The 20,387-nt window shown below is 65.1% G+C and carries 21 protein-coding genes; 17 read left to right on the top strand and 4 right to left on the bottom strand.

Annotated features, from left to right (window positions below; translation table 11 throughout):
• Positions 1-3: 3 nt before the first annotated feature.
• From J2X62_RS12315 to era, 6 genes are all read left to right on the top strand, one after another.
• Positions 4-777: a 16S rRNA (uracil(1498)-N(3))-methyltransferase gene (locus tag J2X62_RS12315; RefSeq protein ID WP_032368175.1), complete on the top strand. Its 774-nt coding sequence runs from the start codon at positions 4-6 to the stop codon at positions 775-777.
• Complete coding sequence (locus tag J2X62_RS12310) at positions 774-1,529, top strand: alpha/beta hydrolase (protein ID WP_310180872.1); 756 nt, start codon at positions 774-776, stop codon at positions 1,527-1,529. The genes J2X62_RS12315 and J2X62_RS12310 overlap by 4 nt, the downstream gene beginning before the upstream one ends.
• A 114-nt stretch (positions 1,530-1,643) precedes the next feature.
• Positions 1,644-2,687, top strand: coding sequence for a PhoH family protein (locus J2X62_RS12305; protein ID WP_027497498.1), 1,044 nt, complete (start codon positions 1,644-1,646; stop codon positions 2,685-2,687).
• Between the two features lie 53 nt (positions 2,688-2,740).
• Positions 2,741-3,283: an rRNA maturation RNase YbeY gene (gene ybeY, locus J2X62_RS12300; protein ID WP_032368173.1), complete on the top strand. Its 543-nt coding sequence runs from the start codon at positions 2,741-2,743 to the stop codon at positions 3,281-3,283.
• 40 nt (positions 3,284-3,323) lie between these two features.
• The gene (locus J2X62_RS12295) at positions 3,324-4,646 is read left to right on the top strand and encodes a hemolysin family protein (protein WP_027497496.1); all 1,323 of its coding nucleotides are present in this window, start codon (positions 3,324-3,326) and stop codon (positions 4,644-4,646) included.
• 16 nt (positions 4,647-4,662) lie between these two features.
• Positions 4,663-5,577: a GTPase Era gene (era, locus tag J2X62_RS12290; RefSeq protein ID WP_027497495.1), complete on the top strand. Its 915-nt coding sequence runs from the start codon at positions 4,663-4,665 to the stop codon at positions 5,575-5,577.
• 18 nt (positions 5,578-5,595) lie between these two features.
• On the opposite strand, the gene J2X62_RS12285 is transcribed toward era, so the two are convergent.
• Positions 5,596-7,017: an amidase gene (locus J2X62_RS12285; RefSeq protein WP_310180866.1), complete on the bottom strand. Its 1,422-nt coding sequence runs from the start codon at positions 7,015-7,017 to the stop codon at positions 5,596-5,598.
• A 72-nt stretch (positions 7,018-7,089) separates the two neighbouring features.
• Here J2X62_RS12285 and recO point away from each other — a divergent pair, with 72 nt between their 5' ends.
• From recO to J2X62_RS12265, 4 genes are read left to right on the top strand one after another with little or no spacing between them, the layout of a single operon-like run.
• Complete coding sequence (recO, locus tag J2X62_RS12280) at positions 7,090-7,923, top strand: DNA repair protein RecO (protein ID WP_032368171.1); 834 nt, start codon at positions 7,090-7,092, stop codon at positions 7,921-7,923.
• On the top strand, positions 7,889-8,698 hold the full coding sequence (locus J2X62_RS12275) for an isoprenyl transferase (RefSeq protein ID WP_027497493.1): 810 nt from the start codon (positions 7,889-7,891) through the stop codon (positions 8,696-8,698). Before recO ends, J2X62_RS12275 begins: the two co-directional genes overlap by 35 nt.
• Positions 8,691-9,095 (top strand): hypothetical protein, encoded by a 405-nt coding sequence (locus tag J2X62_RS12270; RefSeq protein WP_027497492.1) that lies wholly within the window; start codon positions 8,691-8,693, stop codon positions 9,093-9,095. Before J2X62_RS12275 ends, J2X62_RS12270 begins: the two co-directional genes overlap by 8 nt.
• 33 nt (positions 9,096-9,128) lie before the next feature.
• Positions 9,129-10,136 (top strand): iron-siderophore ABC transporter substrate-binding protein, encoded by a 1,008-nt coding sequence (locus tag J2X62_RS12265; RefSeq protein WP_310180863.1) that lies wholly within the window; start codon positions 9,129-9,131, stop codon positions 10,134-10,136.
• Positions 10,137-10,143: 7 nt separating this feature from the next.
• Here the strand turns inward: J2X62_RS12265 and J2X62_RS12260 are convergent, their stop codons facing one another.
• Positions 10,144-10,584: a Fur family transcriptional regulator gene (locus tag J2X62_RS12260; RefSeq protein WP_027497490.1), complete on the bottom strand. Its 441-nt coding sequence runs from the start codon at positions 10,582-10,584 to the stop codon at positions 10,144-10,146.
• Positions 10,581-10,955, bottom strand: a complete 375-nt coding sequence (locus tag J2X62_RS12255; RefSeq protein WP_051365396.1) for a metalloregulator ArsR/SmtB family transcription factor — start codon at positions 10,953-10,955, stop codon at positions 10,581-10,583. Before J2X62_RS12255 ends, J2X62_RS12260 begins: the two co-directional genes overlap by 4 nt.
• Positions 10,956-11,236: 281 nt before the next feature.
• Here J2X62_RS12255 and J2X62_RS12250 point away from each other — a divergent pair, with 281 nt between their 5' ends.
• A complete protein-coding gene (locus J2X62_RS12250; RefSeq protein ID WP_027497488.1) occupies positions 11,237-12,622 on the top strand; it encodes a glycine--tRNA ligase in 1,386 nt (461 codons plus the stop codon).
• A 70-nt stretch (positions 12,623-12,692) separates the two neighbouring features.
• Here the strand turns inward: J2X62_RS12250 and J2X62_RS12245 are convergent, their stop codons facing one another.
• A complete protein-coding gene (locus tag J2X62_RS12245; RefSeq protein ID WP_310180860.1) occupies positions 12,693-14,723 on the bottom strand; it encodes a TPM domain-containing protein in 2,031 nt (676 codons plus the stop codon).
• A gap of 122 nt (positions 14,724-14,845) precedes the next feature.
• Between J2X62_RS12245 and J2X62_RS12240 the strand changes: the two genes are divergently transcribed.
• Genes J2X62_RS12240 through J2X62_RS12215 form a run of 6 tightly spaced genes read left to right on the top strand, consistent with a single transcriptional unit; the run spans position 14,846 to position 20,359 of the window.
• Positions 14,846-15,760: an ABC transporter ATP-binding protein gene (locus tag J2X62_RS12240; protein WP_032399937.1), complete on the top strand. Its 915-nt coding sequence runs from the start codon at positions 14,846-14,848 to the stop codon at positions 15,758-15,760.
• Entirely contained in the window at positions 15,757-16,551 is a 795-nt protein-coding gene (locus tag J2X62_RS12235) for an ABC transporter permease (RefSeq protein WP_310180857.1), read from the top strand. Before J2X62_RS12240 ends, J2X62_RS12235 begins: the two co-directional genes overlap by 4 nt.
• A 46-nt stretch (positions 16,552-16,597) precedes the next feature.
• The gene (locus tag J2X62_RS12230) at positions 16,598-17,707 is read left to right on the top strand and encodes a sensor histidine kinase (RefSeq protein WP_310180855.1); all 1,110 of its coding nucleotides are present in this window, start codon (positions 16,598-16,600) and stop codon (positions 17,705-17,707) included.
• Positions 17,704-18,312, top strand: coding sequence for a response regulator transcription factor (locus J2X62_RS12225; RefSeq protein WP_032374419.1), 609 nt, complete (start codon positions 17,704-17,706; stop codon positions 18,310-18,312). Before J2X62_RS12230 ends, J2X62_RS12225 begins: the two co-directional genes overlap by 4 nt.
• A 55-nt stretch (positions 18,313-18,367) precedes the next feature.
• Entirely contained in the window at positions 18,368-19,084 is a 717-nt protein-coding gene (locus J2X62_RS12220; RefSeq protein ID WP_027497482.1) for a YdcF family protein, read from the top strand.
• Positions 19,085-20,359 carry a deoxyguanosinetriphosphate triphosphohydrolase gene (locus J2X62_RS12215; RefSeq protein ID WP_032370250.1) on the top strand — a complete coding sequence of 425 codons (1,275 nt, stop codon included), beginning with the start codon at positions 19,085-19,087 and terminating at the stop codon, positions 20,357-20,359.
• The last annotated feature ends 28 nt before the right edge of the window (positions 20,360-20,387 follow it).

The following is a 20,387-nucleotide window of genomic DNA, read 5'->3' as shown; positions in this document are numbered from 1 at the left end:
TTCATGGCCCCCACGGTCTTCTATCTCACGCCGCTGCCGGCCGTGGGAGAGCTCGCCGTGCTCGACGGCAAAGAAGGTCATCACGCCGCGACCGTGCGGCGGATCCGAGTCGGCGAGCGACTGCTGCTCAGTGACGGTGCCGGCGGTCTGGCCGATACGGTCGTCGTCGGTGCCGAGAAGAACCGACTCGAACTGACGGTGCAGTCGCGCACGGACATGCCGCGAGCCACTCCCACGGTGACGCTGATTCAGGCGCTGCCGAAGGCGGACCGCTCCGAACTGGCGATCGAGCTGGCCACCGAGGCCGGGATCGACGCCGTGGTGCCATGGCAGTCGGCGCGATGCGTCGCTCGCTGGGAAGGGCCCAAGGCGACCAAGGGGGTCGCGCGCTGGCGCAGCACCGCCGCCGAGGCGGCCAAGCAATCGCGTCGCGCATACATCCCCGAGGTCTCCGAGTTGCACGATTCACGCTCGGTGTACGCCCTCGTGCACCGGATCGTGGCGGGCGGCGGCATCGTTGCCGTGTTGCACGAAGCGGCCACCTCGGCATTTCGCGACCTGCCGTTCGATTCGGTGCCCGAGGTCGCGATCGTCGTCGGACCCGAGGGTGGCCTCGACGACAGAGAGATCGCGGCTCTGACCGAGGCAGGCGCGACCCCGGTGGTGCTGGGGCCGACGGTGCTGCGAACCTCGACGGCCGGAGCTGTTGCGTTGGGAGCTCTCGGCGTTCTGACGACGCGGTGGGCGCAACTTCCGCCCGACTTTCCGAACGCATGAGCGTTCGCATCAAGATCGCGTACGGCGAGCATCCGGAACAGTTCGGACACCTCTATCTGCCGTCAGCGCCGGTCACGCCCGCGACACCGGTGGTCGTGATCGTGCACGGTGGATTCTGGAGTGGGCAGTACGCGTCGAATCTGGGCACCCAGTTCGCCCGAGCTGTCGCCGGAGCCGGTGCGGTGGCCTGGAACATCGAGTACCGACGCGTCGGTGCGGGCGGGCACTGGCCAGAGATGCAGGCCGACGTGCGCGCCGCACTCGACGCCGTGGCCGGAGTGGTACAGCACCACGCCCCGGTCGGTGTCGACGATGTCCGCGTCATCGGGCACTCGGCGGGCGGCCACCTGGCAGTGTGGCTCGGCGGCGAAACCGACACGACGGTCCGGCCGACGCGCATCGTCTCGCAGGCGGGTGTCCTCGATCTGGAGCCGCGCGGGGCGTCGGGACGTACCAATCCGGCGGTCGAGGCCCTGCTGCAGGCCCGCTACGAAGACGAGCCCGAGCTGTACCGGTCGGCCTCACCCCTGGCCCGACTACCCATCGGCATTCCGACGATCTGTCTGCACGGATCCGATGACCTTCAGGTCCCGGCTTCGCAGAGCTCGAGGTACGTCGAGGCCGCACGAGCCGCGGGCGACGACGCGGAGCCGGCGATCGTGCCGGGCGAGGACCACTTCGCCTTCCTGAACCCGGATTCGCGGTGCTGGGCGCTCTCGCTCGAGGCCGTCCTGGGCGAGCGCCGTGGGTAATAGGAATGCGCATCGATCCTGCGGCGTTAAACTTGGTCCGAGCGCGACCTGACGGACGCGTTCGAATACATCAGCGTCACCGGTCGAAACAAGAGAGCAGGCCATAGCCACCACGTGAGTGAACACAGCGAATTTCCCGCCGAGCGCGACGTTCGGTCCACCTTGGAGCTCGCCCCCGAAGCAGTGATGCCGCTGCTGGGACAGTCCGACGAGAACCTCCGGGCGCTCGAGCAGATGCTGACGGCCGACATCCACGTACGAGGGAACGCCGTGACGCTCACCGGGAAGGTGCCCGATGTGGCGTTGGCCGAGCGGGTGATCACCGAATTGGCGGCATTGGCCAAACGTGCTCAGCCACTGACTCCCGATGCGGTGCGCCGGTCGATCGCCATGCTCACCGAGGGGGTGTCGGATTCTCCCGCCGAGGTGCTGAGCCTGGACATTCTGTCGCGTCGAGGCAAGACCATTCGGCCCAAGACGTTGAACCAGAAGCGCTACGTCGACGCGATCGATGCCAACACGATCGTGTTCGGAATCGGTCCTGCCGGAACGGGCAAGACCTACCTGGCCATGGCCAAGGCAGTGCAGGCATTGCAGACCAAGCAGGTCAGCCGCATCATCCTGACGCGGCCTGCGGTGGAAGCAGGTGAGCGTCTGGGCTTTCTGCCCGGAACCTTGCACGAGAAGATCGACCCGTATCTGCGTCCACTGCACGACGCCTTGCACGACATGATGGACGACGAGGCCATCCCCAAGCTGATGCAGGCCGGAGTCATCGAGGTCGCGCCGCTCGCCTACATGCGTGGCCGTACGCTCAACGACGCGTTCATCATTCTCGACGAGGCGCAGAACACCACGGCCGAACAGATGAAGATGTTCCTCACGCGTCTCGGATTCGGATCGAAGATCGTCGTCACCGGAGACGTGACGCAGGTCGACCTACCCGGAGGTGCCCGGTCGGGCCTTCGTGCGGCGTCGGAGATTCTCACCGACGTGGACGACATCCACTTCGCGCAACTGACCAGTAGTGACGTGGTGCGTCACCGGCTCGTCTCGGAAATCGTCGACGCCTACGAGCGCTTCGAGTCCGCATCGGAAGGCGTCATCGCGAACCGCGCGCAACGCCGTGCCGGTGGGCCGCGTTCGGCGAGAAGATGATTCAGGCGTACGGAAACGGTAATGCAGGCAACGAGAGCGTGGGTAGTGGCTAGATGAGTATCGAAGTGTCCAACGAGTCGGGGATGGACATCTCCGAGCCCGAACTGGTCTCGGTCGCACGGTTCGCGATCGCAGGCATGGACGTGCACCCCGCTGCGGAACTGTCCATGGTGCTGGTGGATTCGGCAACCATGGCAGATCTGCACATGCGCTGGATGGATCTGCCCGGCCCCACCGACGTGATGTCGTTTCCGATGGACGAGCTCGAACCGGGCGGTCGGCCCGATGCTCCCGAGCCCGGACCGGCGATGCTCGGAGACATCGTGCTGTGCCCGTCCTTCGCGGCGGATCAGGCCGCGGCAGCAGGACATTCGCTCGAACACGAGCTCGCGCTGCTCACCGTGCACGGCGTGCTGCACCTGCTCGGCTACGACCACGCCGAGCCGGACGAAGAGAAGGAAATGTTCGAGCTGCAGAACCGTCTGCTGGCCGAATGGTACGAAGACGCCAGGCGGGCGGAGCAGGCAGCCGAACAGGCCGTTCGAGACGCTCGGCTGCTCGGCAAGGCCGGCTTCGTCGACGGTCTCGACCGATGATGTGCGTGTTCGGACCAGCGGGAGTGCGGGGTCCTAGCGCGTGAGCAGTGCTGCCGCACTCATCGTCTTCGCCGTTCTGCTGGTTCCTCTCGGCGGCTTGTTCGCCGCAGTCGATTCGGCCCTGAACACCGTCTCGCGGGCGCGAATCGAAGACATGGTCAAGGACGAGAGACCGGGTGCCACCGGCCTCGTCGTCGTGGTTGCCGACCGCCCGCGGTACGTCAATCTCATGGTGCTGCTTCGTATTCTGTGCGAAATCGGCGGCACGGTGCTGCTCGCAGGCGGCCTGACCCAATTGATCGACTCGACCACCGCGCTCGTGATCACCGCTGTGGCAATGGTTTTGGTCAGTTACGTCGTGATCGGCGTCGGTCCGAGAACGCTGGGTAGGCAGAACGCGTACTCGATCGCGCTCGCCGCAGCGTTGCCGTTGCGCGCCCTCGGCTGGCTCCTCGGGCCGATCAGCAGGCTGCTCATCCTCATCGGTAACGCGATCACCCCGGGCAAGGGATTTCGCAACGGCCCGTTCGCATCCGAGATCGAGCTACGTGAGCTCGTCGACATGGCTCGCGAGCGCGGAGTCGTGGCCGACGACGAACGCCGAATGATTCAATCGGTGTTCGAGCTGGGCGATACCTCGGCCCGCGAGGTCATGGTGCCGCGGCCCGAGATGGTGTGGATCGAATCCGACAAGTCGGCGGGGCAGGCGACGTCGCTGGCCGTGCGCAGTGGGCACTCTCGCATCCCGGTGATCGGCGAGAACGTGGACGATATCGTCGGCGTGGTGTACCTCAAAGACCTTGTGCAGCAGACGTATTACTCCACCGACGGTGGGCGAGGCGTACAGGTCTCCGAACTGATGCGTCCGGCGGTGTTCGTGCCGGACTCCAAGCCGCTCGACAGTCTTCTCGCCGAGATGCAGCGAGACCGAAACCATATGGCGTTGTTGGTCGACGAGTACGGCGGCATCGCGGGCCTGGTGACCATCGAGGACGTCATCGAGGAGATCGTCGGCGAAATCGCCGACGAATACGACTCGGACGAGGTAGCACCCATCGAGCAACTCGAAGACGGACGGTTCCGGGTGTCCTCGCGGGTACCGCTCGAGGATCTGGGCGAAATCTTCGGTATCGACATCGAATCCGAGGAGGTCGATACCGTCGGCGGACTCCTCGGCTACGAGCTCGGCCGCGTGCCGCTGCCCGGTTCCGAAGTAACCACTCACGGGCTGTTGCTGCGCGGCGAGGGCGGAGCCGACCCGAAGGGCCGCGTCCGCATCACCACCGTGCTGGTCGAAAAGCTCGAACCCGACGAAGAATCCACCGAGGACGACGACTCGTCGGACGTCACTCACCAACACTGAAATCTGGAGGTGCTCGATGTCCGAGCAACACACCGAAGAGTTCCGATCCGGATTCGTCTGTTTCGTAGGCCGGCCCAACACCGGCAAGTCCACCCTGACCAATGCACTGGTGGGGTCGAAGATCGCCATCACGTCCTCGCGACCCCAAACCACGCGCCACACGATCCGCGGCATCGTGCACCGCGACCACGCGCAACTGATCCTCGTCGACACCCCGGGGCTCCACCGACCGAGAACGCTTCTGGGACAACGCCTCAACGACCTGGTGCAGGACACCTACTCCGAGGTCGACGTCATCGGACTGTGCATCCCCGCCGACGAGAAGATCGGACCGGGCGACCGGTGGATCCTCGAACAAGTGCGGCACATCGCGCCGAAGACCACCCTGATCGGCATCGTGACCAAGATCGACAAGGTCAAGAAGGAACGCGTCGTACAGCAGTTGATGTCGTTGTCGAAGTTGCTGGGCGAGAATTCGCACGTGATCCCGGTATCGGCCGAATCCGGTGAGCAGATCGAGAAGCTCGTCGACCTCCTGGCCTCCGAATTGCCGCCGGGTCCCGCCTTCTATCCCGACGGGGAACTGACGGACGAGCCGGAGGAAATCCTCATGGCCGAGCTGATCCGCGAGGCAGCGCTCGAAGGTGTCCGCGACGAGCTCCCGCACTCGCTGGCAGTGGTCATCGAGGAGGTCGTGCCGCGCGAGGGCCACGACAACATGCTCGATGTGCACGCGATCCTGTACGTCGAACGGTCCAGCCAGAAGGCCATCATCATCGGCAAGGGCGGCTCGCGACTCAAAGAGGTCGGCACCGCGTCGCGACTGCAGATCGAAAAATTGCTCGGTACCCGCATCTACCTGGATCTGCACGTCAAGATCGCCAAGGACTGGCAGACCGACCCCAAGCAGATGGGCAAGCTCGGCTTCTGACGTGTCCAGGTGAGTTGGCTACGAGGTGTCGCGCACCTGGGTCCACCACGGCTCGGGGCGTCGGCGATGCCACTGCAGAACGTTCTCGAGTTGAGCGGCCACCGACACCAGCAGAGGCTCTGTGGATTCGTGGCCCATCAGCTGCAGACCGATCGGTAGACCGGCTTTCGTCAGTCCCGCGGGGACGTTGACGCTCGGCCAACCGAGGACGTTCCACGGCCACGTGTACGGGCAGTGCTCGGTGATCACGCGGTCGGTGTCGGCGTTGGAGATGCCGTCGATGGCGTCGACCCGCGGAGGCGGCGTGGCTGTCGTCGGGGCGAGCACGATGTCGTAGTCGTCGAAGAACTGGCCGATGCGGCGGGCTATCCTTGGCTCTGCCGCGCGGGCCGCCCGCAGTGGTGCGCCGGCGAGGGCTCGTCCGCTCCGGGCGTTGGCTCGGGTGCGGGGGTCGGCCAGAGACGGGTCGGGCAGGCGGTCGAGCCAGGCCGCGACTCCGGCCAACGACCGCGGTAAGAAGTTGAGCCCCAACAACATTCCGTACGCAGGATCGTCGACGACCACGCGGTGACCGAGCAACCGCAGCACGGCAGCCATCTCGTACGCCGCAGCCGTGATCTCGGGATCCAGTGCCGCGGGTGTCGGAATGAACGGCTTGCGCAGACTCAACGCGATGCGCAGGGAACCGGGGTCGCGGCCGACAGCGTCCGAGACGGTCAGCGGAGTGGGCCGGTGCAGATCGCCGTCGTGCCCACCGGAGACCACGTCGAGAAGCAGGGCTGCGTCGGCCACCGTTCGGGCGAGCGGACCGATGACGGTGATGCCGTTGAACGCCTCGGCATCGGGCCAGGTGGAAATTCGGCCGCGCTGCGGCTTGATGCCGACGAGGTTGGTCCACGACGCCGGGATGCGCACCGAGCCGGCGCCGTCGGAACCCAGAGCGGCGGAGACCAATTCGGCTGCGACCGCGGCAGAACTGCCACCGGAGGAACCGCCCGGAGTTCGGTCTCGGTGCCACGGATTCCTCGTGTGGCCGAACGATCCGCCCGTGAACGGCCATTGCCCGAGTTCGGGACTGTTCGTCTTTCCCACGATGATCGCCCCTGCCGCACGCAGTCGGCGGACCACCTCGGAGTCCTCGGTGGCAGGAGGAAACCGGCCCGCGCAGCCGAAGGCGGTCGGTTCGCCGACGATGTCGACGTCGTCCTTGACTGCGATAGGAACGCCGAGCAGGGGAGCGGACGAGCCCGCAGCGATCAGCCGATCGGCCTCGGCGGCTTCGGCGAGGGCGGCATCTCGTCGCACGATCCGGAACGCGTTGAGGGTGGGTTGACTGCGTTCTATGCGATCCAGCGCAGCGGTGACCACCTCGACCGAGGTGACGCGTCTCGACGCGAGTTCGGCAGCCTGAGCAACGAGTGTCGACCGATGGAAATCCACGTGTGCACAGTATCGACCCACCGTCAGCGCGGGAACGATCTTCGTCGACGCCCACGTGGGACACTGGAGAGCGTGAGGCCATACCGTGACAACGCAGTCGTCCTGCGCCAGCACAAGCTGGGTGAGGCCGATCGCATCGTCACGTTGCTGACCAGGGAGAACGGTATCGTTCGTGCGGTGGCCAAGGGGGTGCGCCGCACCAAGTCCAAGTTCGGCGCACGGCTGGAGCCGTTTGCGCACATCGACGTCCTGCTCTATCCGGGACGCAACCTCGACATCGTCACTCAGGTGCACACGGTGGACGCGTTCGGCGGAGACATCGTTGCCGATTACGGCCGGTACACGACCGGCTGCGCTGTCCTCGAAACCGCCGAGCGTCTGGCCGGCGAAGAACACGCCCCCGCGCAGCGCCTGCACCAGCTGACCGTCGGCGCGCTGCGTGCCCTTGCGCAGCACGTGCGGCCGCCCGAGTTGGTACTCGACGCGTATCTGCTGCGTGCGATGGGTTTCGCCGGATGGGCTCCCGCACTGACGGACTGCGCTCGATGCGCTGCGGTGGGGCCGCATCGTGCGTTCCACGTCGCCGCAGGTGGCGCTGTGTGCGTGCATTGCCGACCGCCGGGATCTGCGACGCCATCGAGCGGTGTTCTGGATTTGATGGTGGCCCTCGAACGAGGGGAGTGGGACTACACCGTCACCACCTCCGATGCGGTCCGAAAGCAGGCCAGTGGCCTGGTGGCGGCTCATCTGCAGTGGCATCTCGAACGCCAGCTCCGCACACTTCCGCTCATCGAGCGCTCGCATCCACACCAGGTGCCGCTGGCCCAACCTGACTCCGTGTTCGCCGACACCGTCGGGCAGGATGGGGACCGTGATTCGACGACGCGAGCCGCAACACCGGCCTGACGAACGGCCGGCGGTTCGCCCGCCGGACCCGCACCCCTCGGGTGCGCGGCCGCCGATCTTGCAGCCGGAGCTGATTCCTCGTCACGTCGCTCTGGTCATGGACGGTAACGGCCGGTGGGCTCAGGATCGTGGGTTGCCGCGAACCGCAGGGCACGAGCAGGGCGAAGCAGTACTGATGGATGCTGTCTGTGGCTGCATCGAAATCGGCGTGCAGTGGTTGTCTGCGTACGCTTTCTCCACGGAGAACTGGAAGCGCAGTCCCGACGAGGTCAAGTTCTTGATGGGCTTCAATCGCGACGTGATCCGGCGTCGACGAGACGAGATGAACGAGATGGGTGTGCGGGTGCGCTGGGCCGGTCGGCGACCGCGACTGTGGGGCAGCGTCATCAAGGAACTCGAAGTGGCCGAGGAGCTGACGAAGCACAACACGGTGATGACGCTGACGATGTGCGTCAATTACGGCGGGCGAGCCGAAATTGCCGATGCCACAAGGGAAATAGCGCGTCAGGTTGCCGCCGGAAAGATCAACCCGGAAAAGATCACCGAGGCGACCGTCGCGAAGTACCTCGACGAGGCGGACATGCCCGACGTCGACCTGTTCCTGCGTCCCTCGGGGGAGCAGAGAACCTCCAATTTCCTGCTGTGGCAGTCGGCCTACGCGGAGTTCGTGTTCCAGAAGAAACTGTTCCCCGATTTCGATCGTCGAGATCTGTGGGAGGCCTGCATCGAATTCGCGTCGCGGGACCGACGATTCGGTGGAGTGAAATATGAGTGACGATGTATCTGGCCTCACCTTGCAGACGCGGGCTCAGTTGGCGTTGGCGCAGTTCGCCACTGTCACTGTGGGGGAGGAAGGCTCTCTGGGGTTCGACTATGCAGGTGCGCTGTGCTCGCTACGCGCGGTGCAGCTCTCGCCGGAGCTCGAGGTGCTTTCGCTCACCGCGGTGCTGGCGTGGGATCGACCGCTCAAGCCCGCACTACACAAGAAGGTAGCCGACCGCAACGCCGATTCGCAGTTCGGCGCGATTTCGGTCAACACCCACGACAAGCTGGCAGATGTGTTGTTGCGCTACACCTTTCCGGCCAACGGGTTGGACGACGAAGCGATGTTGACGATGTTGATTCTGGTGCTCGCCGGGGTCGAGAAGGCCCGCGAGGGTTTGCTGCCCTGAACGGTCGTCTAAGGTAAGCCTTTACTTACTCACGTGAAGGCGGTTGCAATGGCGGTTCGAGTGTCCAGAATGCTGACGGCAGTGGTGGCGGTGATGGCCATCGGCGCGTCCGCAACTGCCTGCTCCACAGCAGAACCCGACGACAGCGCGGCCCAGTCTTCGGACGGTGTTTTCCCGGTGGTCATCGACCACATCTACGGCAGCACGACCGTTCCGGAGAAGCCCACCCGCATAGTCACGCTCGGGGTGTCCGACGCCGATGCCGTCATCGCGCTCGGAACCGTCCCGGTCGGAAACACCGGATACACCTTCTACGAGACCGGACTCGGTCCGTGGACCGACGAGTTGGTGGGCGACGCACCACTGACGCTGCTGGGCTCGGAGTCCGAACCGAACTTCGAGCTGATCGCTTCTCTGCAACCGGATCTGATCACCGGGCTGAACGCCGGCTTCGACGAGGCCACCTACGCGCAACTCAGTGACATCGCCCCGACCGTCGCTCGACCGGCCGGATCGGCGGCATACGCCGTCGATCGCGAGGTGGCAACCGACACCATCGCCCGCGCGATGGGCGAATCCGATCGTGGCAAGGAGCTGAACGCCCAGACCACGGCTGCACTCGAACAGGTTCGAGCCGCACATCCGGAGTTCGCGGGTAAGACTGCCGCCGTGGTACTTCCGTACGACGGTCAGTTCGGCGCATATCTGCCGGGGGACGCGCGGGGGACGTTCGTCACGTCATTGGGCTTCGGGATTCCGGACCCGATCCTGGCCGAGGACAACGGAACCAACTTCTTCGTTCCGGTCTCGGCCGAGAACATCTCGAAGCTCGACGCCGATGTGGTGCTCTATCTCGGCACCGGCGACGACATCGACGTCGTGGCGGAGAATCCGATCTTCGGAACACTGACAGCCGCCCGCAACGACGCCATCGTTCCGTTATCCATCGATCAGCGTGGGGCGATCACGTACAACTCGGTGCTGTCCATTCCGTTCGCCATCGATTCGGTGGTGCCTCGCCTGGTGGGTGCGGTGGGGTGAGAGCTGTTCAGTGACCGGCCGTGCTGCACTGACTGCAGGTGCCGAATATCTCGATGGTGTGGCTCACGTCGCTGAAGCCGTTGGACTCGGCGACACTCTGCGACCACTTCTCGACGGTGGGACCCTCGACCTCGACGGTGAATCCGCATGCTCGGCACACCAGGTGGTGATGATGGCCCGAGGAGCAACGCCGGTAGACCGACTCGCCGTTGTCGGTACGCAGAACGTCGACCGTTCCTGCGTCGGCAAGGGTCTGCAGTGTGCGGTACACGGTCGTCAGGCCGATCCCCTCACCGCGCTTGCGCAGCTCGTCGTGCAGATCCTGCGCGGACTTGAACTCCTCGATGGTGTCGAGCAGATCCGAGATCGCACTGCGTTGCTTCGTGGCTCGTACTCCGACTACGACGGGTCGTCTCGGAGTGGCGGTATCGGTCGTCTTCTCGGTCACAGGTTTCGGCCTTCCTCGGCGTGAGCCACGGCGTCGACGACGATGTGGGAGAGATGGTCGTCGACCAGTCGGTACAGGACCTCGCGGCCGTTACGTTCTCCGCGGACCACACCGGCCGCCTTGAGAACCCGCAGATGCTGGCTGATCAACGGCTGTGTCACACCGAGGGCGACGACGAGTTCGTGAACGCAGCGCTCGGATTCTCGGAGCTGCAGGACGATCGCAATCCGAACCGGTGCGGCCAGTGCACGCAGGATGTCGCCGGCCGCGGCCAAGGTCTCCTTCGGCGGAAGTAACGCCGGGGGAGTGGTGGCGAACGGGTCGTCGTGCACCGGGCGTTCCGGATCCTGCAGATGCGCCGCCGTCTCCATGGACGAGTCGGTTCTGTGGGTGTGCACCGTGGACATGGCTGCGGCTCCTTCGGTCACCGGTCGGTTGTCGAATTCTCCCTGCACGGTCGACGTCATGAACTCAGGCTAGTGCAGTCATCGTTATTGCAAATCATATTCATTGTGATATGCACAGGTGCGCATGTCAATTTCGGTGCCCGACCGCTGTTCGGAATCGACGACCGAGCCAGATAGTCTGATCAGGGCGAAAACCGCCCACGTCACCTCTTACACGATGTAACCGAAGATGGAGAGCTCCGCCAGTGGCACCCAAGTCCAAGGTCGAAACCGTCGCCAACCTCGCCAAGCGCAGAGGTCTCGTCTACCCGTGCGGCGAAATCTACGGCGGTACGAAGTCGGCCTGGGACTACGGTCCGCTCGGCGTCGAGCTCAAGGAGAACATCAAGAAGCAGTGGTGGCGCAACATGGTCACCAGCCGCGACGACACCGTCGGGCTCGACTCGTCGGTGATTTTGCCGCGCCAGGTGTGGGAGGCCTCCGGCCACGTCGAGACGTTTTCCGATCCGCTCGTCGAGTCGCTGCACACCCACAAGCGCTACCGTGCCGATCACCTCATCGAGGCCTACGAGGAGAAGCACGGCCACCCGCCCGAGAACGGACTCGCCGATATCCGCGACCCGGAGACCGGTGAGCCCGGTTCGTGGACCGAGCCGCGCGCATTCTCCGGCCTGCTCAAGACCTTCCTCGGCCCGGTCGACAACGAAGAGGGGCTGCATTACCTTCGCCCCGAGACCGCCCAAGGCATCTTCGTCAACTTCGCCAACGTGCTGACGACCTCACGCAAGAAGCCGCCGTTCGGCATCGGCCAGATCGGCAAGAGCTTCCGCAACGAGATCACGCCGGGAAACTTCATCTTCCGCACTCGCGAGTTCGAGCAGATGGAGATGGAGTTCTTCGTCAAGCCCGGCGAGGACGACGAGTGGCATCAGTACTGGATCGACTACCGCATGAAGTGGTACACCGATCTCGGCATCGATCCGGAGAACCTGCGGCTGTACGAGCACGCCAAGGAAAAGCTGTCGCACTACTCCAAGCGCACCGTCGACATCGAGTACCGCTTCGGCTTCCAGGGCAGCGCCTGGGGTGAGCTCGAGGGCGTCGCGAACCGCACCGATTACGACCTGACGGTGCACTCGAAGGCGTCGGGCCAGGACCTGAGCTACTACGAGCAGGCCACCGACACCCGGTACACCCCGTACGTCATCGAGCCGGCCGCCGGCTTGACTCGGTCGCTGATGGCGTTCCTCGTCGACGCGTACACCGAGGACGAGGCACCCAACGCCAAGGGCGGCGTCGACAAGCGTGTCGTGCTCAAGCTCGATCGTCGTCTTGCCCCGGTGAAGGTCGCTGTGCTCCCGCTCTCGCGTAACGCAGACCTGACGCCGAAGGCGAAAGATCTTGCGCAGCAACTGCGTCAGTACTGGAACGTGGAATTCGACGATGCCGGAGCCATCGGCCGTCGCTACCGTCGTCAGGACGAGATCGGTACCCCGTTCTGCATCACCGTCGACTTCGACACCCTCGACGACCACGCCGTCACCATTCGTGAGCGCGACACGATGGCACAGGAGCGCGTGGCTCTCGATCAGGTCGAGGGTTACATCGCGTCCCGACTGATCGGCGCGTAGAGCTGTAGGCAATCGACAGGGCCCGATCTCTCGATGAGAGAGCGGGCCCTGTCGCATGTCTCGGTCGGATTCAGAAGCGGCCGCCGCCTCCGCCGAAGCCGCCGCCTCCGCCTCCACCGCCGACGAAGCCCCCGCCACCACCGAAGCCGCCGCCGAATCCGCCTCCGCCACCGCGCAGCACGCTGTTGATCAGGATCCCGCCGAGTACGGCGCCTGCTACGTTGCCGCCGCTGCTACCGCCGCGTGGGCCGTGCCGATTTTCCCAGTTCTGTACATCGGATTGGGCGATCTGCGATGCGCGCGAAGCCAATTGACTGGCGGCATGCGCGTGCTTGAGAGCCTCGTCGGGATTTTCCGGTTCGAGCTGCCGAGCTGCACCGAGATGCCGTTCGGCTTCGGACAAACGCGTTCGAGCATCGGCACCCACTCCGCCGCGTCGGGTCGAGATGTAGTCCGCTGCAGCAGTGATCTGCGCCTGGGCAGCGGCAATATCGCGTTCCAGACGCGCCCGCAGCTGATCCTCGGCGGCCTTCTCCGCAGACGCTTCGTCGACGATCTTCTCGAGTTCGGAATCTGCTGCGGCAAGGGCGGTGTAACTACCGAGCGGATCGCTCGACTGTGCCGTCTCGGCGTTCTTCAATGCCGTCTGTGCCGCGGCCATCGCCGCCTGCAGTTCGGTACCGCCGTGTTCGGTCAGTCCGCGAGCCTGCTCGATGTCCCGGCGGACGTCCGCGATGGCGTCGGGCAGGGTGGCTATTGCGTGCCGTATGTCGTCGCGGGCGTGGTCGACTCCGTCGAGCAACGACTTCGCCTGATCGACGGCTCGTTCCGCGGTCCGAATCGCTGTGACGGCCGGGCCCTGCTTACCGGGCGGCAGTGCTGCGGCCTTGCGGCCGGCTTCGATGTTCTCCTCGGCCAGCGCAACTCGATCCTTGGCCATCGTGACGTTGTCGGCAATCGATTTCAATGCGGTCTCGGAGAATTCCGAATGCAGTTGAGCGAGTACGGCTTCGGACTGCGGAATGCGCACCGTCAAGCCGATGATGGCTTGGGTGAGCTCGTCGAGATGCGAACCGGCGTTCATGACGAGGTCGCGGAATCCGTCGAATTCCTCGACCCGAGAGTCGAGTTCGCGATCTGCCTGGCCGCACGAGGAGATGATTTCGACGAGCATCGCCCGTCGCTGATCGGGGGTTTCAGGAATGGCGTCGTCGAGCCGCTGACGGATCTCGAAGGCAGAGGCCAGAGCTTTCTTTGCGTTGTCGTACGCCGTGATGAAGGGAGCGGCTGCCGAATCGCCGAATTCGCCTCGGGCCAAGGTCAATTCCTCCTCGCTGGCTCGCACGGCGTTGTCGGTCTCGATCAGAATTTCCTTGGCGCGGGTGTCGAGAACGTCGATCGGGAATTGGGCCAATGCTGCCGGGTCGCTCGGGTCGATCTTCGCCACCGCTTCCACCTCGGCGGCCACTCGAGCCTTCTTGCGCCGTGAGGAGTAGACAACAGCTCCGCCGCCTGCGACGGCCAACACCCCGACACCGATCAGCAGCGGTGCCGACGACCCACCTCCACCGCTCGATGCATAGGCCTCGCCGAGTGCGCCGGCGGCCGCGATGGCCGCTCCCGACCAATCCTCTTCGCCCAGTGCAGGTTCGACGTCGTTGACACGAATGTCGTCCTGCTCTGCCGTGGTGATCTGTGAGAGCCCAGTATTGACGCCGAGGTAGTACGACCGATCGACGGTGGCTACTGCGAGCAGTACGTCACGCTGGCCGAGATCGCTCCGTTGGTATGTCTGCTCGGCCCAGTCGGCCGCCGACATGTTGTCGAAATCCGCAACGTAGGTGACCCACAGCCTGAGCTGACTGCCGCCGTACAGGTCGTCGATGGACGTCTGCACCTCGGCCAGCGAGTCCGGATCGAGTGCCTGCACGTTGTCGGTGATCTGGGTGGCCAGGCGCGACGGTGCCTCGGCGGACGCAACCCCCGGCGCGAGGAGAACCGCAGCGAACAAGGTCAGAGCACCTGTTGCGGCGAGGCGACGGAATCGATGAACCGACCTACGGACTGTGGCGCTGGAGTGCCGCCGGTGCTGGACTGCCATGCGCTGAAATCTACCGGCTGGGTCGTGTCCGAATCGAGCAGGTCGATCCATGACAGTTGTCATCGTGCAATCGTGACGCTCGGTCGAGGTGGTCGGGCTCGGATCGCAGCAGAGTAGCTGTCATGACCACAACGAAGGCAGTCGAACTGCGAGGCGTCACGAAGACATACGGATCGGTCCGTGCGGTGGACGGAATCGACCTGTCCATCGAGCCGGGCGAGGTAGTCGCTTTTCTCGGACCGAACGGTGCCGGCAAGACCACGACCATCGACATGATGCTCGGCCTGGCCATACCCACCACCGGGACGGTATCGGTGTTCGGCGGAACTCCGGCCGACGCCATCGCTCAGGGGCGCATCTCGGCGGTGATGCAGACCGGCGGACTTCTTCGCGACCTGACCGTCCGCGAAACCGTCGAACTGACCGCGGCGCTGTTCGCCCGAACTCGGTCGGTGAAGGAAGTCCTGACTCGGGCCGGCATCGCCGACATCGGCGACCGGCGAGTGGCCAAGTGCTCCGGCGGCCAGCAACAGCGACTGCGATTCGCACTTGCACTGTTGCCCGACCCGGATCTGCTGGTGTTGGACGAGCCGACCACCGGCATGGACGTCGAGGGTCGACGTGACTTCTGGAACGCCATTCGCCAGGACGCGAGTACCGGCCGAACAGTGCTGTTCGCAACGCACTACCTCGACGAGGCCGATGCCTACGCCGACAGAATTGTCCTGGTGCGGCACGGCAAGATCGTCGCCGACGGCAGCGCCGCCGAGGTCAAGAACCTCGCGGCGGGACGCACGGTCACCGCCACTCTGCCCGGTGTCGACCGGTCAATGTTGCTCGCTCTTCCCGGAGTCGACCGGGTCGAGACGCGCGGCGACCGGGTGATCGTGCACGGACGCGACTCCGACTGCGTTGCCCGCTACCTGCTCAACGACGCGCACGCGACCGATCTCGAAATTGTCTCGCGGAACCTCGAGGACGCGTTCCTCGCTCTGACCACCGATGCCGACACCGAACTCGCCGGGAGTATCCGATGACCACGACCTCGCCCCGCCCCACCGCTGCCAGAGCCGTTGCGTACGGCGGATTTTCGCCCACGTTCCTCGGACTCGAAATCCGTCGCCTGTTCCGGAACAAGCGCACGTTGGTCTTCACGTTGGTCATGCCGCCGGTGTTCTTCGTCATCTTCGGTACGCAGTCGGACTACCGGACCAACTACCCTTTCGCGCACGGCAATGTCACGGGCTACATCGCCATCAGCATGGCCGTCTACGGAGCGATGCTGGCCACCACGAGTGGGGGAGCGATGGTCTGCGTCGAACGCGCTCAGGGCTGGAGCAGGCAGTTGCGACTGACTCCGCTCAAACCTGTCGCTTACATCGTCACCAAGATGCTCGTCGCCATGACGATGGGTGCTGCAGCGATCGTCGTGGTGTTCGTCGTCGCGGCATTCTTCGGAGCCGACATGCCGATCTGGGTGTGGCTCGCGTGCGGAGTGATCGCGTGGCTCGGATCTGCGGTGTTCGCCGCATTCGGGTTGTTCATGGGGTACCTGCTGCCCTCGGAGAACGTCATGCAGATCCTCGGACCGGTACTGGCCTTCCTCGCTCTGGCCGGCGGATTGTTCGTCCCGCTCGGTGACAGCGGCTGGTTCCCGATGCTGGCGAAGTTCACCCCGCTGTACGGTCTGGCGACTGTGGCCCGGGCTCCGTTCACCTCGGCCGACGCAGGCATCCTCGCCGTCGCAGTGGTCAACCTGGTGGTGTGGGCGGTGGTGTTCATCGCAGGAGCGGCGCTGCTGTTCCGGAAAGACACCAAGCGTGCCTGACGCGGAAACCACCGATCGTGTCGCCCACGGAGATACCGTGGGCGACATGACCACGTTCACCGCCGACCTCCCCGAGGGCAGGGTCTGGCGGTACGGCTGGATGTTCGGAGCCATCTGGCTGATCTACCTGATCTATCCGTTGAACGAGATTCTGTCGTTGGAGTCTGTGGCGGCACGGGTCCTCGGTATCGCCGCGATCGTCGGGTTCGGAGTCGTGTTCACGGCCACCTTCTGGCGCTTTCGCAACGGTCACCGCCGCGGACACCCGCTGCCGGTACGGCAGGCCTGGATCGCGCTCGCGGCAATGCTGGCCCTGACCGCGGCGATGAGCGCGCTGATCGGAACCACCGGATTCGGTGCAACGATCTACATCGCGGTGCTGGCGATGATGACGCTGCCGGTTCGGCAGGCATGGACGTTGGTCGCGGTGATGGTGGTGGCCATCGAAGTGGCACCGCGGGTCATCCCGTCCTGGGAGCCCGACAACTTTTTCGCGTTTCAGTTGCTGATCAGCTCGGCCGCCGCGTGGGGTATCACCCAGGTCTTCCAGCGCAACCACGAATTGGCCGTGGCGCGGCAGCAATTGGCGGATCTGGCCATCGTCGCCGAACGTGAGCGGATGAGCCGAGACGTGCACGACATTCTCGGGCATTCCCTGACCGTCATCACTGTCAAGAGTGAACTGGCCGGCAGATTGCTCGAGATCGATGCTGCCCGAGCAGCTGTCGAGATCGCCGAGGTGGAAACCCTTGCAAGGCAAGCACTGGCCGACGTTCGCAGCACCGTCGGCGGCATGCGGCAAATCGACATCGGCACCGAACTGGCAAGCGCACGAACAGCTCTGCTGGCTGCAGCCATCGACGTCGAGCTGCCCGCGGATGCCGACGTCGTTCCACTGCGACACCGCGAACTGTTCGGCTGGGTCCTGCGCGAAGCGGTGACCAACGTGGTGCGACACTCCCACGCACGGCACTGCCGAGTGATGCTGACGCCGTCGAGCATTTCCATCGTTGACGACGGATGCGGGCCGGCCGAGGAACACTGTGGAGGAAACGGGCTCCGCGGGTTGGGTGAACGCGTGAGCGCTGCCGGTGGTTCACTGACGGTCGCCCGGGTTCCGACCGGCGGATGCAAGGTGGAGGTCTCGGCACCATGAGTATCAGGCTGTTGCTGGCCGACGACCAAGCGCTGGTGCGTGGTGCTCTCGCGGCATTGTTGGGGCTCGAACACGACCTCGACATCGTCGCCGAGGTGGGACGAGGCGACGAAGTGGTGGCGGCGGTTCTCGAACATCGACCCGACGTCGTGCTGCTCGACGTGGAAATGCCGGGCAAGAACGGCATCGACGTCACCGCCGAGCTGGCTCAGGCGGTACCGGAGTCGAAAGTGCTGATCGTCACGACGTTCGGCAGGCCGGGATATCTGCGCCGTGCGATCGATGCCGGAGCCTCCGGATTCGTCGTCAAGGACACTCCAGCCAAACAGTTGGCCGATGCCGTGCGACGGGTCCACATGGGTCTGCGCGTCGTCGATCCCGCGCTCGCCACCGAGACGCTCACCGAGGGCGTCTCGCCGCTGACCGCCCGTGAGCAGGAAGTTCTTCGCGCAGCGTCGAAGGGTGGAACGGCCGGTGCCATCGCGGCGCAGGTGCACCTGTCGGAAGGGACAGTGCGCAACCATCTCTCTTCGGCGATCGGAAAAACCGGCACCAGCACTCGGGCCGAAGCGGTCCGAGTCGCCGAGGACCGCGGGTGGCTCTGACCTTCCGAGGCGCGCCGTGACCGCCGAAGATGCGCGGGCCTGGCAAACTCGAGGGGTGAATCCAACTCTCGACCGAGATTCGTACGGCGACCCGTACGACGACCGGTATGCCCCGGACCCCGGTCCCGAGCGGCTGGGCTTCTTCGGAACGCTCGGACGCTGGACGGGTCGGTTGGTCGCGGGAGTGATACTGATGGCCCTCGTTCTGGTGGCAGGCACCGCGGTGCGCGTGTGGCAGGTGGCTCGGATCGACGACCATACTGCGGCGGACGCCATCGTCGTACTCGGTGCGGCGCAGTACAGCGGTACGCCCTCGACGGTGTTCGAGGCACGCTTGGCGCAGGCGGCCTCGTTGTACGAGCAGGGCATCGCTCCCGAGATCGTCACCGTCGGCGGCAAGCAGGAAGGTGACCTGTTCACCGAGGCGGCGTCGGGTCGCAATTACCTGATAGATCAGGGCGTGCCTGCCGACGCGATCGTGGCCGTCGAAACCGGATCGGACACCCTCGAAAGCATCGAAGCCGTCAGTGCCACGCTACGAGATCAGGGCAAGACATCGGTGGTGCTGGTCAGCGATCCGTGGCACTCGCTGCGCACCCGAACCATGGCGCGCGACGCCGATCTCGATGCGTGGACGTCGCCCACCCGCACCGGGCCTGCCGTCTACACCCGCGAGTCGCAGGCGCACGGAATAGCCAGGGAGACAGGCGCGCTGCTGTGGTACCAGTTGACGCACTTCACCGCTGATTTCTCCTACACGGCAGGCCAGTAGATGACCGGCACATACTCCGAGCACGACGTCGAACGATTCGTTCCCGAACCGCCCAAGACCGCTGGGCTTCGATCCGGGGCGGACAACGCCTCGCATCGGAGTGCGTTCGCGCGAGATCGAGCGCGGGTCTTGCACTGTGCTGCCCTGCGTCGTCTGGCGGACAAGACCCAGGTGACCGGGCCCCGCGACGGTGACACCCCGCGCACCCGGTTGACGCATTCGCTCGAGGTCGCGCAGATCGGGCGCAGCATCGCGGAGGGGCTCGGCAGCGACCCCGATCTGGTCGATCTGGCGGGCTTGGCACACGACATCGGTCATCCTCCCTACGGACACAACGGCGAGCGGGCCCTCGACGAGGTGGCCCAGGATTGCGGTGGATTCGAGGGCAACGCGCAGAACCTGCGCATCCTGACCGGCCTCGAGCCCAAGATCCTCGACTCCGACGGCAACAGCGCGGGGCTCAACCTCACCCGCGCCGCCCTCGACGCCGCGATGAAGTATCCGTGGACCAGGCCCGCGCCGGGCGCGAAATTCGGTGCCTACGACGACGACTCGGCCATTCTCGGCTGGGTACGCGACGGTGCACCGGACAAGCACAAGTGCCTCGAAGCGCAGACCATGGATTGGTCCGACGACGTCGCCTATTCGGTACACGACGTCGAGGACGGCGTCATCGACGCCAGAATCGACCTGCGCGCACTGTCCGATCCGATCGAGCAGCGGGCACTGGCCGAACTCGGTGTGTCGGAGTTCCGCGGACTCGACGTCGACGAGTTGATCGAGGCGGCGAGCCGGTTGTCCAAGATGGACGTCGTCGTCGCGGTCGGCAGATACGACGGCACTCTCACCGCGTCCGTGGCGCTCAAGCACATGACCAGCGAGCTGGTCGGGCGATTCGCCACGGCTGCCATCGACGGAACCCGCCAGAAGTACGGCACGGCAGCGTTGACGAGGTACGACGCCGACCTCGTGGTGCCGTCGATCGTCGCGTCCGAAGTGGCTCTGCTCAAGACCATGGCACTGCGGTACGTCATGTCCGACGCTGGGCACAAGATTCGGCAGGAACGTCAACGTGACCGGATCCATCGCGTCGCCGAGTGGTTGATGCGCTCGGCGCCGGGCGAACTCGATCCCATTCTGGTGCCCGCGTGGCAACGCGCGTCCAGCGACGCCGAACGGACTCGCGTCGTCGTCGATCAGATCGCGTCGTACACCGAGAGTCGACTCGAACTGGTGGACAAGCGGTCGCTCGGGGCTCAGGCCAGCTGGGGTTGATCGACGGGTGTCGGGCGTCTTGTTCGAC

The organism is Rhodococcus sp. 3258 (assembly GCF_031456475.1).
GTDB lineage: Bacteria > Actinomycetota > Actinomycetes > Mycobacteriales > Mycobacteriaceae > Rhodococcoides > Rhodococcoides fascians.
This window is presented reverse-complemented; position numbering and strand designations above follow the sequence as displayed.

Excerpts from the sequence above, each read along its gene's own strand:
- J2X62_RS12225 (WP_032374419.1), top strand. The coding sequence starts at position 17,704 with ATGAGTATCAGGCTGTTGCTGGCCGACGACCAAGCGCTGGTGCGTGGT.
- J2X62_RS12245 (WP_310180860.1), bottom strand. The coding sequence starts at position 14,723 with ATGGCAGTCCAGCACCGGCGGCACTCCAGCGCCACAGTCCGTAGGTCG.
- J2X62_RS12270 (WP_027497492.1), top strand. The coding sequence starts at position 8,691 with ATGAGTGACGATGTATCTGGCCTCACCTTGCAGACGCGGGCTCAGTTG.
- J2X62_RS12240 (WP_032399937.1), top strand. The coding sequence starts at position 14,846 with ATGACCACAACGAAGGCAGTCGAACTGCGAGGCGTCACGAAGACATAC.
- J2X62_RS12310 (WP_310180872.1), top strand. The coding sequence starts at position 774 with ATGAGCGTTCGCATCAAGATCGCGTACGGCGAGCATCCGGAACAGTTC.
- ybeY (WP_032368173.1), top strand. The coding sequence starts at position 2,741 with ATGAGTATCGAAGTGTCCAACGAGTCGGGGATGGACATCTCCGAGCCC.
- J2X62_RS12230 (WP_310180855.1), top strand. The coding sequence starts at position 16,598 with ATGACCACGTTCACCGCCGACCTCCCCGAGGGCAGGGTCTGGCGGTAC.
- J2X62_RS12255 (WP_051365396.1), bottom strand. The coding sequence starts at position 10,955 with ATGGAGACGGCGGCGCATCTGCAGGATCCGGAACGCCCGGTGCACGAC.
- J2X62_RS12315 (WP_032368175.1), top strand. The coding sequence starts at position 4 with ATGGCCCCCACGGTCTTCTATCTCACGCCGCTGCCGGCCGTGGGAGAG.
- J2X62_RS12235 (WP_310180857.1), top strand. The coding sequence starts at position 15,757 with ATGACCACGACCTCGCCCCGCCCCACCGCTGCCAGAGCCGTTGCGTAC.
- J2X62_RS12215 (WP_032370250.1), top strand. The coding sequence starts at position 19,085 with ATGACCGGCACATACTCCGAGCACGACGTCGAACGATTCGTTCCCGAA.
- era (WP_027497495.1), top strand. The coding sequence starts at position 4,663 with ATGTCCGAGCAACACACCGAAGAGTTCCGATCCGGATTCGTCTGTTTC.